At 62.0% G+C, this 12,545-nt stretch carries 9 protein-coding genes; 3 read left to right on the top strand and 6 right to left on the bottom strand.

Annotated elements, in window-relative coordinates:
* The first annotated feature begins 63 nt into the window (after window positions 1–63).
* Window positions 64–1,407, top strand: coding sequence for a CDP-diacylglycerol--serine O-phosphatidyltransferase (pssA, locus tag G9Q84_RS19665; RefSeq protein WP_181643937.1), 1,344 nt, complete (start codon window positions 64–66; stop codon window positions 1,405–1,407).
* A 122-nt stretch (window positions 1,408–1,529) separates the two neighbouring features.
* A complete protein-coding gene (locus tag G9Q84_RS19660; protein ID WP_181643936.1) occupies window positions 1,530–4,424 on the top strand; it encodes a hypothetical protein in 2,895 nt (964 codons plus the stop codon).
* On the opposite strand, the gene efeO (G9Q84_RS19655) is transcribed toward G9Q84_RS19660, so the two are convergent.
* The 6 genes from efeO (G9Q84_RS19655) to G9Q84_RS19630 all read right to left on the bottom strand — a co-directional run bounded on the left by efeO (G9Q84_RS19655) (window position 4,322) and on the right by G9Q84_RS19630 (window position 11,253).
* Window positions 4,322–5,143: an iron uptake system protein EfeO gene (gene efeO, locus G9Q84_RS19655; RefSeq protein WP_032891279.1), complete on the bottom strand. Its 822-nt coding sequence runs from the start codon at window positions 5,141–5,143 to the stop codon at window positions 4,322–4,324. The two genes, G9Q84_RS19660 and efeO (G9Q84_RS19655), sit on opposite strands and share 103 nt — an antisense overlap.
* A gap of 28 nt (window positions 5,144–5,171) precedes the next feature.
* Window positions 5,172–6,476 carry an iron uptake transporter deferrochelatase/peroxidase subunit gene (gene efeB, locus G9Q84_RS19650; RefSeq protein ID WP_181643935.1) on the bottom strand — a complete coding sequence of 435 codons (1,305 nt, stop codon included), beginning with the start codon at window positions 6,474–6,476 and terminating at the stop codon, window positions 5,172–5,174.
* Between the two features lie 15 nt (window positions 6,477–6,491).
* The gene (efeO, locus tag G9Q84_RS19645; protein WP_122681567.1) at window positions 6,492–7,694 is read right to left on the bottom strand and encodes an iron uptake system protein EfeO; all 1,203 of its coding nucleotides are present in this window, start codon (window positions 7,692–7,694) and stop codon (window positions 6,492–6,494) included.
* Between the two features lie 10 nt (window positions 7,695–7,704).
* The gene (gene efeU, locus G9Q84_RS19640) at window positions 7,705–8,550 is read right to left on the bottom strand and encodes an iron uptake transporter permease EfeU (protein WP_032891284.1); all 846 of its coding nucleotides are present in this window, start codon (window positions 8,548–8,550) and stop codon (window positions 7,705–7,707) included.
* Between the two features lie 115 nt (window positions 8,551–8,665).
* Window positions 8,666–9,658, bottom strand: coding sequence for a hypothetical protein (locus G9Q84_RS19635; RefSeq protein ID WP_181643934.1), 993 nt, complete (start codon window positions 9,656–9,658; stop codon window positions 8,666–8,668).
* Window positions 9,655–11,253 carry a J domain-containing protein gene (locus tag G9Q84_RS19630; protein WP_181643933.1) on the bottom strand — a complete coding sequence of 533 codons (1,599 nt, stop codon included), beginning with the start codon at window positions 11,251–11,253 and terminating at the stop codon, window positions 9,655–9,657. The genes G9Q84_RS19635 and G9Q84_RS19630 overlap by 4 nt, the downstream gene beginning before the upstream one ends.
* 129 nt (window positions 11,254–11,382) lie before the next feature.
* On the opposite strand from G9Q84_RS19630, the gene G9Q84_RS19625 reads away from it, so the two are divergent.
* The gene (locus G9Q84_RS19625) at window positions 11,383–12,405 is read left to right on the top strand and encodes an AraC family transcriptional regulator (RefSeq protein WP_095184882.1); all 1,023 of its coding nucleotides are present in this window, start codon (window positions 11,383–11,385) and stop codon (window positions 12,403–12,405) included.
* Window positions 12,406–12,545 lie beyond the last annotated feature (140 nt).

Below are 12,545 nucleotides of genomic sequence, written 5' to 3'. Positions count from 1 at the left end.
AGACCTGAGCAACCCCATGGTGTAAGCTCGGGGCCTCTTCGGATTCGACCCATTGCGAGCCCTATGCCGTCGTTCTTCAAACGCTCCCTGTTGCCCAAACTGCGTGGTTTCCCCCTCACTCCCGACGCGCTCGATGTGCTGTCCGGTGCGGATGCGTACCGCCGCTGCCTGCTGGAAAAAATCTCCCAAGCCACCCGGCGTATCTACATCGTGGCGCTGTACTTGCAGCAGGACGAAGCAGGGCAGGAGATCTACGACGCCTTGCACGCCGCCAAGGCTGCACGGCCGGAGCTGGACATCGTGGTGGTGGTCGACTGGTTGCGCGCCCAACGCGGGTTGATTGGTGCGGGCAAACAGCCCGGCAACAGCGCCTGGTACCAGGCCATGACACAGAGCCATGCCAGCGAAGTGCCGGTGTACGGCGTTCCGGTACAAACCCGCGAGCTGTTTGGCGTGTTGCACCTCAAGGGCTTTGTGATCGATGACAGCGTGCTGTACAGCGGCGCCAGCCTGAACAACGTGTACCTGCACAAGTTCGACAAATACCGGTTTGACCGTTATCACCTGATCCACAGCAAGCCCCTGGCCGATTCGATGCAGCACCTGGTGGAACACGGCCTGGTAGCGTCCAAAGCGGTGCACCGCCTTGACCTGCCCAACCCGCCCACCACCCGCAGCCTGCGCAACGACATCGGCGACCTGCGCAGCCGCCTCAAGCACGCGACCTACGACACCACAGCCGGGCAGTTGCCCAATGGCCACCTGTCAGTCAGCCCGTTGCTCGGCGTCGGCAAGAACAACCCGCTGAGCCGGGTGATCCTGGAGCTGATCGCCAGCGCCCAGCAGCAACTGACCATTTGCACGCCGTACTTCAATCTGCCATTGGCGGTCACGCGCGAGATCAACCGTGCCCTGGCGCGTGGCGTGAAGATCGACATCATCGTCGGTGACAAGACCGCCAACGACTTCTACATCCCACCCAGCGAGCCTTTCAAGGTCATCGCGGCACTGCCATACCTGTACGAAATCAGCCTGCGTCGCTTTGCCAAGCGCCACCAGCCGATGATCGACAGCGGCCAATTGAACCTGCACCTATGGCGCGATGGCGACAACACCTACCACCTCAAAGGCATGTGGATCGACCAGCGTTACACCTTGCTCACCGGCAACAACCTAAACCCTCGGGCGTTCCGTCTCGACTTGGAAAACGCCTTGTTGATCGACGATCCCCAGGGGCAATGGTTGGAAACACGGCGGACCGAGCTTGAGCAGATTTTCCAGCACACCACCCGCATCGACGGGTACGCGCAGTTGCAGACACTGGTGGATTACCCCCCGGCGGTCGGCAAGTTTCTGCGTCGGGTGAGCCGCGTGCGGATCGAGCGACTGCTTTACCGGATCCTGTAATCCGCCGCAACGCAACGCGTAAGGCGGCAAGACTCGGCTTACATTCAGCGCGTTTCAGCTTTCCTTAGATTGCCTCTCCAGACGAAGCCGTATTCCACGGCCTAGCGCAGAGAGGATTGAATATGTTGACGCCACTGTCGAGCACCGGCTCGCCCCTTCAATATGCTGTGCAGGCTCTCGTAGTCGGAGAGGACAGTGCCAAGCCCACGGTCCAGCAGCCGCGCCTATGGGCCGCCCCGGCAAACGTCGCCAACCTTGCCCAGGCGCCGCGCCTGAGTCCTGAACTGGTGGAACGGGACGCGCTGGCCGAGCGCCTTGAAGCCGGGCTTGAAGACCTGCCGGACGGCGCACGCACCGACTGGTCCGCCGAGGCCTGGGACGTTCCCCGCACATCGCCACTGCTCGCGCGCAGCCAAGCGGCGATGGAGCGTTTGCAGGCATTTGTGTCTCGCCCGCAAATGCTCGCCCTGCTGCAGCGCGAACGGTTCGATTGGGACGGTAAGCCCTTTCGAGTATCTGAAGGCCGCCTTGAACGCTTGAGCCCGGTGGGGGGCTGGGTGAATCTGACCCATTACGTCAACGACGTAGACACGTTGCGTGATGAGCTTGCGGCGTTGACCCCACTGACCGAACCACTGGGGAATGCCGTGTACTCGACGCCACGGGTTGACGCACGCCAGCTCCTCGAATTGAAGGGGCTGGGGTCGCCACGCACCGTGGCCGAGACACGCAATGTCATCCGCTGGTTACGGCTGTCGCTGCCGCCGGCGCCCGCAGTGGGTGACTACACCGGGCCATATTCCCCCGACACGTTGAGCGAGGCTGATAAGGCCACACTGACTAAAGTCGCGCGGATCAACCTGGACGACGTCAAACCTGGGCACATCGGTGGTTATTCGATCTATCAACCGGCGAATATGGGCCGTTCGTTGAGCGAGGTGCGGCGCGATATCGAGCAGCACCTGCAGCAATATAAAAAGCTGACGCCCGACCTGGCGGCGCTGGTCACCCCGGTATACCTGGCGCAAGCGGCGCCGGAAATGCTGGTCAAGGAAGTGCCGGACACGTTGCGTATCGGCACTCTGGCCTGGATGGAGCTACGCCTGGGCTGCACGCTGGCCGATCATGCTGCGCCGGGCACGTCACGGATGATGAGTGAACACCAGGTCCGTGCACTGACGACCCTGGTGCCCACCAGTGAGGCGCAAGCAGAATTGATGCAACTCAATGCGCTGAAAATCCTCGCCGACTGGGGCGTGTTGAACGGCGCCGTCAGGCTGCGCAGTGACGGCGAGTATTCGCAACACGACCTCCAGGAGGCGTCGCGGGCACTGTTCAAACAGCAAGAAGAGACGGCCGAGGCCTTCGCCAGCGCCAGCGTGGAACTGCCGACGCGCAAGGCGCTGGCCATCCGGGAGTTGCTGCGATTATTCCCCGACAGCACGGCGTCTGAGCTTGAGCGCATGAGCCTGGAACTGGCTAACGGCAAAGATCGCCGCAACGCACCGGTCACCGAACCGCGCAGCCGTTCGCTGTTGGAAACCTACATGACCGGCGACCTCACACCGGGAAAGTGGGTGCTCAGCAAGCATTTGCTAGCACCGCCGACGTCTGCGCAAACGCCCTATCAGCCAGACCGCGCGCCGCAGGTGGCGGAGGGCGCCCTGGAGTTACTGGATCGACGCATTCGTCATCTGCCCGAGCTTGAACCGTTACTCAAAAGCACCGTCAACCGTCACCTCAAACAGCTCCAGGGCGCCTATGCCACGAAGCTCAAATTGATGTTTGCCCAGTTACCCCTTGCCGAGCGCACGTTGATCGAGCTGGGCAAGGTCGAATTGTTCACCCTGCGTGGCGAAACTGGCGTCGTTCAGGTCGAGGAGACCCAGGCCCGCAAAGATGCGCAGCGCGGTCGCCACGCAACCCTGATGCGTGTGGAGCATGACCAGACGGTGGCCTATTACGAGGTCTTCGCCAGCGGCGAGCTGATCAAGCGTACAGACCTGCCCGACGCCATCGAGCTACACGGCGTGATTCGCAAGCAGCGCATCAGCGCGCCCCATGGTTCGGTGTATGTGCCGATAGTCCGTGGCACACAGATGCCCTTCGATCTTGCTGCCTACACGACCGGCTCTGCGCCACGGCCGGAGGCGATGGCGTCGTCGGTTATCGTTGAACCGCTGGGGGGAGCGATTGCGCCAGGCGAGTTGCCTGCCAACCACACGCTGCAAAGCTTCGTGCCCAACACTTATGGCTCGCGCAAGATCGCGGCCATTGCCAGCAGAATCGCTCAGGACAATTTCTACGAGCCCGCCGAGGCTCTCTTGCAGCGCGCGCGTGATCCGTTACCACTTGAAAAACGCCGGGAAGCCCGGGCCCGCGAGCACGAGTTTCTATTGGGGTTTGTGCCATTCCTCGGTGCGTACCAGGCGTTCAAGCGTGGCGATATCGCCCAGGGCCTGGGCAATTTGACCGTGGATATGATCGGCGTGGCCATCGGCGCCGGCGGTCAGGCGAGTGGCCTGCTGCGTTCGGCCAAGGCCTTGCTGCCCAACCCGGTGCAGCGACTTGCCACGCGGTTCAGACCCGCGGCCGCTACGGCGAATACGGCTAAAGTCGCGGCCAGTTTCAGCGAGCGCGCGTTTGACTTCATCAAACACTCCGGCCTGTTTGCCAATGCCGCGTTAAACCCGCTGGATGGTTATCCGCAGATGATCCATGCCGCGACGAAGGGCCTGGTAAAACTGCCGGTGCTGCTGGCGGGGGGAGCGACGAAATGGGGCAAGACGGCGCCGCATCTGCTCACGGCTGAAGAAAAATTGCGTACGTACATGATGGTTGCGGGGGGCCAGGCGAGCAGCGCCGAACCGGTGATGCCCCGCGCCGGAGCGCGGGACGTCGCGTCAGGTCTTGATCAGTTCAAGCCCAGCTTGCCGCGTAGCGTCGACAGATCTTCAGCCAGCGTGTTCACCGGGCCTACCAACGCCTTGCGGTCGTTGTCCTTGACCTTATCGTAGGTCTCGAAACCGCCGTCCTTGGTCTTGTACTTGGCCAGGACCTTGTCCACGGTGGCGAAGTTCTTGTCGACCTTGGCCAGGAAGGCCTTGTCCTGTTTGTCGATCTGGCCACGGAACAGGTCGACGATTTTCTTCGCACCGTCGATGTTGCCCTGGAAGTCATACAGGTCGGTGTGGCTGTAGCGGTCCTCTTCGCCAGAGATCTTGGTCGCTGCGACCTCTTCCAGAAGGGCTGCGGCGCCGCCCACGACTTTTTCCGGCGGGAAGGTCAGGCCGTCGACCCGGGTCTTGAGGTCGTTGACGTCGGTGTTGAGCTTGGCCGTCAACGTTTCCAGGCCCTTGGTTGAGTTCTGCGAGAACAGCGCGTATTCGATGCGGTGGAAGCCGGTGAAGTCTTCGGCTGTCACGCCTTTTTCGTGGTCGTCGACACGGGAGTCGATGGACGCATCCAGATCGCTGAACAGCTCGGCGATCGGCTCGATGGACTCATAATGCACGCGGGTCGGCGCGTAGAGCTTCTTGGCGGTAGCCAGGTCGCCCTGGTTGATGGCGTCGGTAAACGCTTTGGTTTGGGTGACCAATTCACCGATTTCTTCGGTGACGTAGATCTTGTAGTCCGACACCGGCCCTACCAGATCCAGCGGCGCCGTGGTGGCGGCGAAGGCGGCCAGGGGTGAGAGGGTCACTAACAACGACAACGCGAGGGTCGACTTCTTCATAGGGCGGTTTCCGCTGTGGGGGTTGGTTTCAGGTGGTGGCAGTGGTTTGAGGGTGCGTGGCGGCAAGCAGCGTGCGACCGATGAAATCCTTGGGCCCGGTGACTCCCGGCAAGGTGAAGAAATACCCGCCGCCGACGGGCTTGAGGTATTCCTCCAGGGGCTCGCCGTTGAGTCGGGTCTGCACGCTGATAAAGCCTTTCTCCAGGTCAGCCTGGTAGCAGATGAACAACAGCCCCATGTCCAGCTGACCGTTTTTATTGACGCCGTTGGAGTAGTTGAACGGTCGACGCAGGATCAGGTTGGCCTGCGTCTGCGGGGTACGCGGGTTGGCCAGGCGGATATGGGCATCGAGCTTGGTCAGCTTGCCTTCCGGGTCCTTGCTGTAGTCGGGCACCTGGGATTCTTTCTGGCCATCCATGGGCGCACCGGTGGTCTTGACGCGGCCAATGATGCTTTCTTGCTCCTGCAGGGGCGTGCGGTCCCAGCGCTCGACGAAGTTGCGGATGATGCGCACCGCCTGGTAACTGCCATTGGCGGCCCAGGCCGGTTCGTCGCTGCCGGGTTGGACCCACACAATCTGGTCCATCGCCTTGTTGTCGTTGGAATTCGGGTTGGCCGAACCATCACGGAAACCCAGGAAGTTACGCGCGCTCTGCGCCGGCTCGCCGGGTTTGGCCGGCGCCTGTGGCGGCACGCTGCCTTCCTGTTTCCAGCGCACCAGCAACAGGTCGGGCAGGTTCTTCACGATGTCGCGCAGGGCGTGGATATTGGTGTCCGGTGTGTTAGAGCTGAATTGCAGGCTCAGGTCGCCGTGGCACTGCGCCGGCTCCAGCGCATCGTTGGGAAAACCGACCATGCGGCTCAGACGCTTCGGTTTGGCGGCGCCCAGTCCGAAGCGTTCATCAAACAGCGATTCGCCGACAGACACGGTGATGGTCAGGTTGTCCGGTGTGACCACCGGGCCAAGGATCCCGGAATCGGTGGGCGGCAGCTTCGGGTCGACCTGGGGCACGGTGCCGCCGGTCATCAGAAAGCTGATGCGTTCGTTCAAGGTGCGGAACAGGCGCTCCAGGTCTTCACGGTCGCTGGCCAATACGTCGAACGCCACCAGCATGCCGCAGGCCGGGCGCGGGGTGACGATACCGCTTTGGTGCTTGCCGAAAAAATCGTGGTGGTCCTGGGTCTTGTCACTGCGCGGTGCGGTAGTGACTTGCTCGGCGGCGGCCGCCATGGCCGGGCAGGTCAGGGTGCTGCCGGCTATGGCCGCGCCGGTGGCGGCCATGCCCAAGAGGACACGGCGACGTTGGGCTGAAAACTGTTCTGAGTCACTCATAAAATTCGGTCGTCTTCACTGCAGGCCGGAAAGGCCAAGGGCGGGGTCGATTCCATCGAGTGCATCGGCCAGAGCCTTGGCCTTGTCGGCGATCTGCTTGCGCTGATCGGCGGTCACGCTGTCGTACGTGCTGTAACTGTCATTGACCTTGAACCCCGCGAGCTCGGCATCGAACGCGGCGAGGGCGTTGTCGATGTCAGGCAACAGGTCGGCAGCGGACTTGGTCAACAGTGGACGCATCAACTCGACCACTTTGTGCGCCACTTGCAGATTGGCGGCGAAACCGTTCAGGTCTAGGTGGCTGTAGCGCTCTTCCTCACCGCTGATGGCGCGCACATCGGCCAGACTGTTGAGGTTGCGCACCACGATACTCACCAGTTGCTCCGGTGGCAGCGATTGAGCCAGCAGTTGCTGCTTAAGCGTGGTGACATCGGTCACCAAGCGCTGCGCCACCGGGGCCAGGCCGTCGAGGCTGCGTTGCTGGAACAGGCTGTATTCGAGGCGATGGAAGCCGCTGAAGGCCGGGTCCTGTTCGCGTTTCTCGAAGTAATCGGCGCGGGCGTTGATCGCGTTGTCCAGCTCTGCCAGGCGTTGGGACGCCGGCGCCAGTCGTTGGTAAGCCTCACGGGCCGGCGCATACAGGGCCTGGGCCTGCGCCAGGTCACCGGCGTCGATTGCTTGTTGCAAGGCGGTCGCAGCCTTGACCAGCGCGCTGCCCTGGCCGCTCAAGTACACGCGGAATTCCGACAGCGGGCCGATGAACGCCACCATCGACGGCTTGGCCTTGGCCTGGGCATCGGAGGCTGCCGTTGGCGTCACATGCAGGGTGCCACGGGGATTGCTCAATAGGCCGCAGGTGATCGCATAGTCGCCCGGCAGCAGGTTGGCGTTGATCACCTGGCTCAGACCGGGGGCAATGTTTTCCCGCTCTTCGACCACCAGCACGCCGTCGAGGATTTCCCATTCCACCGCGCGGTCGGAGCGGTTGATGATACGAAAGCTCGCGCGCCCGGCCGGAACCGTCAACGCGTTGGGCTCGCAGGCGTGGCCATGAATCGTTACAGCGATCTCATTGCTGTTGGTCTGGCGCTTGGCGGCGGCCAATTGCGATGCGTAATAGAACAGGCCACCGGCGGCGATCATCACGACCACCGAGCCGGCCACCGCCCAGCGCAGGGCGCGGGGTGGCGAGGCGGGTTGAGGCGTTGGGTTGGACAAGAGACGGTCCTTACTGGCTGGAAACGGAAGAGGGCATGTTGGCGGGTTTGGCCGGTGCGGCAGGCAGGAAGAACATCACCAGCGCGACCACCAGGTAGATCAGGTAGGCACCCAGGGTGCTGACGGTCGGCGCTTCCTGGTAGCCGAACATGCCGGCGAGCACTGAACCCAGAGGGCTGTCCATCGGCAATGCGGCGCTGAAGTCGAACAGCACCGTTTGCAGGTGGTTCCACACGCCTGCTTCGTGCAGGGCCTGCACCGAATTGGCCAGAATGCCGGCGGCGACCACCAGGATGAACAGGCCGGTCCAGCGGAAAAACGCGCCGAGGTTGAGGCGCATGCTGCCGGTGTAGATCAGGAAACCCACGATGATCGCCAGGACCAGGCCGAGCAAGGCGCCAATCGGCGCGCCCGGGCCTTCGCTTTGCTGGAACACCGCCAGCAGGAAAAACACGGTTTCCAGGCCTTCCCGGGCCACGGCGAAGAACACCATGAGGATCAGGGCCGTGACCTGGTGTTTGGAACCGGTCAGAGCCTGATCAAGGGAGGCATGCAGGGAATGCTTGATGGAGCGCGCGACCTTGCGCATCCAGAACACCATGGAGCTGAGAATACCCACGGCGACCAAGCCGACGATGCCTTCGAACAGTTCCTGTTGTTTTTGCGGGAATTCGGCGCTGACCAGCTCCAGGCCACCGCCCACCAACAAAGCCAACGCGGCGGCGAGGAACACCCCAATCCACACCGCCGGCATCCATTGGCCGCGGCCAGTCTGTTGCAGGTAACTGGCGATGATGCCAACGATCAATGCTGCTTCAATGCCTTCGCGCAGCATGATGAGAAAGGGGACAAGCATTCGGCACCAGAGCGTAACTAGATAGGAGCCTAAGTTGTAACATAATGATACTCATTGCTAAACAGGAAATATTGACGTTTGCTGAACAGTGGCTGAACGACCAGGAGAAGGCCGCTCAGTAGTCCTGTCCGACGGCCTGGTTATAGGCGTCCACCAACAAGTCAAAGCGCCGTTGTGTTTCAAAGTAATCAGCGTTTAGCCGGTCTGGGTCGGGGGTTTCGCTGGAATGCTGGGCAAGTGCTTGGAGCGCGCCAAGGTAGTCGTAACCGGGTTGTTTAATCCGCTGCCACAACTGTTGGGCCTTGGTTTCGGAGGTCGGTAGGTTGGGGCGCAGGTACCGCTGGGCGTAATCCCAGGTCTGCTGTATGTCGCTCAATGCGTCCGCCAATTGCTTGGGGGATTGTGGGTCAAGGCTGTGCATCGTATCGCGGGTCTGCAGGATCAGGCCGGCGATAAGCGCCATCTGGTGTTCGTCACGTACCTGCAAGTGCTGCAGTTGTTGCAGGCGTATCCGGCGGTCGGCTACGTCCACGGCGGCGCGCAGTTCGGATGAGACCGTGAGGAATTTTTCCGCCACAGGGAAGAACTGCGCATCGCTGATCGCCCGCTGCGCAGGGGTGAGGCCAGGGACGGTTGCGCTGGGGTAGAAGTCGAACGCTTTCACCGATGAATAGACCTGCAGCAGGTGGTCCATATAGTCGTTGCGAAGCGCGGCGATCTGCGGCAAGTATTTTTGCAGTGCGCTTCTTTGCGAGGACGTCAGCAGGCACAGGTCCGGGCGTTTGGCGTCGTAGTCCAGCAGGCTCAATTGCGGGCCTTGTGTGCGCTGATACAGCTCGGGGAAACGCTCGATGAACGCCAGATTCGGGTCGTTGGCGCGGGGGCTGCGGCTGCGGTAGTTGAAGTACGCCACTCGCCAATTGCTGTCGACTCGGTTGAGGCAGTCGATCACCGGACGCAGCGCCTGGGCTTGCTGGTGTTCAAGCGCTGCCGGGCGGTTGGCCCAGGTTTTCAGCGGGGCGAGCATATCGGTATTCGTCAGCAGGCCCACGGTGCTCAGCGCCAGGGGCACGAAGGTGCAGAGGGCAGCAAAGGTGATGCGGTTCATGGTGTACACCCCGGCGCGCCAGCTTTGAGTCCGCTGCAACGGCTCATCAAGAACGGCTGCAAGCCCTCATCACGGTGGATACGTTGATTGTTTTCGTACATCTGCGCGGCGCTCAGCAGCAGGGCACCGAGGCCCAGGCCGATGGCCCATTGGCGCGTCGACGGTCGCGCCGGCCAGCGCCACCTCAGAGCTGCACGTAATCCCGGCCGACCAAGCACGCGCTGCGCCAGGCCCAGGCCCTGCAACGTCAACACATAGCCCGCCAACGCGTAGTTGCCGAGGATCATCCAGATCAACAGGCCAAGCACCCAGCACGGCAGAATCTCGCGGATCACCAACGGTGGCGGCCGGCGAAAGCTCAGCCAGGGCGACAGGTGCACGGCAAGCCGCTCATCGATTTCACCAAAACCGTCGGTGGCCGGACGCCAGATCGCGAGGATGAGCAGGGCCGGTATGGCGATCAGGAAGGCCCAGGTAGGGGCCATGCCGAGGGATTCCATCAAGGTGTGGTCGGTCATTTGCTGGTCGTGGATCGCCCAGCCGACGGCCATGCCCAGCAACGCCACAAACATCGGCCAGGGGCGGCTGATGCGTTCCCAGTCGCGCCAGAAGTAGGGATCCTCACCGGGCATGTGTGCGCACAGGGCCGGGTACTGGTTGAGCAGGGTTTCGCTGAGGGTGCGGCAGGCGTTCCAGTCGGATTCGCCGAAGCGCCGGGAGAAGCGTTGGCGTTGTTCCAGCGTCATGTCGCCGAACAGCAACCTGGCCGCGCGCGCCTTGGGGTCACGGCTGTCCAGGCTGGCCTGGTGGTAGACCTGTGCACTGAAACGCTCCAGTACATTGCGTTCCTTTAACGCCGACCACTCAGGCTCGGGGCAGTGGTTTTCCAGGTACTGATCGGACCAGGCCTGCTCGGTGCACAGGGTTTCGAACAGCGGCTCGGACCAGAAGGTGCTGGCCAGCAGCGTGCGCGCGAGTACGTCATTGAGCCGCGCATGGCGCGCCAGGGGCTTGAGCCATTCGGTGTTATGCAACTCGATCAAGGCCGCCGTGAAGGCCTCGACCTGTTGTTGATTGAGTAATTCGGTGAGCGTGTGCTCGACGTCGGTAAACATCTGCTCCAACAAGGCAGCCAGACGATAGTCGGGCAGTCGCACGGGTGTTTCCCGTTGCCAGGGCGTGAGCCAGTGCAGATGAGTGACGGCCCAGGCCGCAATCGCGGGTTCCGTGCCATTCAGGCAGCGTTGCAGCAGCAGGGCCTCAAAAGCCTCGGCGCATCCAATGTGCTGGGCTTGCTCATAGAGACGCGCAAGATTGGCCGGTGTGGCGTCGTCCACCAAGGCTTGCGCCTGGTCCAAGCGCGTGTCGGGCTCGGTCGTAGCGGGCTGCACTGTGTCGACCGGGAGCGCTTGCGGCACTTCGACGGGCGCTTCATAACGGCTCCATTGCAGCGCGTGCTCATAGGCCTCGCGCAGGCGCTGGAAGCCGACAGGGTCTTCATCCGGGCGATGCTGTTTGAGCAACACCGCGTATTGGCGCTTGATACTGCGAGCATCGGCGTCGGACGGCAGCCCAAGTACTTCCCAGCAACTCATCGATTCCACTCCCTGTCGGTAAAAATCCCGGCGCAGAATACCCGAGACCAATACCTCGGTGCCTACTCTTTTGCCGCGCGACTGCCTAAGATGGCCGCACTTCACGCCACACAGGGCACGGCGGCGCCAATGTTGGAAAAAGACACCATCTCCATCCACCTCGTACGCGAGGCCTTGTTGCAGAGCTGTGCAACCGGTGCAGCCACGATTGAAGTCTTGCGCAAAGTCGGGATTGACCCTGGGTTGCTCGAACTGCCGACCGCGCGCATTTCGGCTACCGCTTATGCGCGGCTGTGGCGTTTGCTGGCACGGCGCATGGACGACGAATTCTTCGGCATGGACCCGCGCAAGCTCAAGTCCGGCAGCCTGGCGTTTTTGTGCCATGCCTGCGTGGCGCAACCAACGCTTGCTACCAGCCTGGAAACCGGTTTGGGGTTCCTCTCGCTGATGCTGGAACGCATGCCCGCCCAGTTGGTGCGCCAACAGAGCCTGGCAGAGATTGTCCTGCACGAGCCCGAGCCTAAGCCGCAGCGCGCGTTCACCTATTTCACCTATTGGATGATCGTGCACGGCGTCGCCTGCTGGCTGGCGGGACGGCGCATTCCCATCCTGGCTATTGAGTTGCGCTGCCCACAGCCAGACTTTTACGACGACTACCAAGTGATGTTTTCCGACAACCTGCGCTTCGACCGACCGCGCACCCGTATGATCTTTTCCGCCGACTGCCTCGACTTGCCCATCAAGCGCAGCCCTGAAGAACTCAAGCGCTTCCTCGCCCACGCGCCGGCCAACATCCTGGTCAAATACCGCGACCCCGACAGCCTCGCCACACGGATCAAACACGACCTGCGCCAAATGCCCCCCGACACCTGGCCGGAAACCGAAGGCCTTGCGGCCACCTTATGCATCTCCGCCTCAACCCTGCGCCGCCGTCTGGCGGAAGAAGGGCAAACCTACCAAGGCCTCAAGGACAGCGTGCGCAAAGAACTCGCGATAGTGTGGCTGGCGGAACCGCAGATCAGCTTCGCCGAGATTGCCGCGCGGTTGGGGTTTGCGGACACGAGCTCGTTTTATAAGGCGTTTCGGAAGTGGGCGGGGTCCAATCCTGGGCATTATCGGAGTTTGATTTTGAATGAAGTCACTCGGGTTTAAATTCGGGGGGCAAGGGACTAAGAAATAACTGGCTGTGTCTTGCGTTTGCGTCTGACAGCGTGATCCTTCGAGCTTTTAGGAAGTGCCCGGCTTACTTGGATTGATAATTCATGCGCGGTTGATTGCACTGCAATTCTACG

The organism is Pseudomonas sivasensis (assembly GCF_013778505.1).
Classification (GTDB): Bacteria; Pseudomonadota; Gammaproteobacteria; order Pseudomonadales; family Pseudomonadaceae; genus Aquipseudomonas; species Aquipseudomonas sivasensis.
Note: the sequence above shows the minus strand (reverse complement) of the source record. Positions and strands in the feature narration are given on the sequence as shown.

Excerpts from the sequence above, each read along its gene's own strand:
- pssA (WP_181643937.1), top strand. The coding sequence starts at position 64 with ATGCCGTCGTTCTTCAAACGCTCCCTGTTGCCCAAACTGCGTGGTTTC.
- G9Q84_RS19660 (WP_181643936.1), top strand. The coding sequence starts at position 1,530 with ATGTTGACGCCACTGTCGAGCACCGGCTCGCCCCTTCAATATGCTGTG.
- efeO (WP_032891279.1), bottom strand. The coding sequence starts at position 5,143 with ATGAAGAAGTCGACCCTCGCGTTGTCGTTGTTAGTGACCCTCTCACCC.
- efeB (WP_181643935.1), bottom strand. The coding sequence starts at position 6,476 with ATGAGTGACTCAGAACAGTTTTCAGCCCAACGTCGCCGTGTCCTCTTG.
- efeU (WP_032891284.1), bottom strand. The coding sequence starts at position 8,550 with ATGCTTGTCCCCTTTCTCATCATGCTGCGCGAAGGCATTGAAGCAGCA.
- G9Q84_RS19635 (WP_181643934.1), bottom strand. The coding sequence starts at position 9,658 with ATGAACCGCATCACCTTTGCTGCCCTCTGCACCTTCGTGCCCCTGGCG.
- G9Q84_RS19630 (WP_181643933.1), bottom strand. The coding sequence starts at position 11,253 with ATGAGTTGCTGGGAAGTACTTGGGCTGCCGTCCGACGCCGATGCTCGC.
- G9Q84_RS19625 (WP_095184882.1), top strand. The coding sequence starts at position 11,383 with ATGTTGGAAAAAGACACCATCTCCATCCACCTCGTACGCGAGGCCTTG.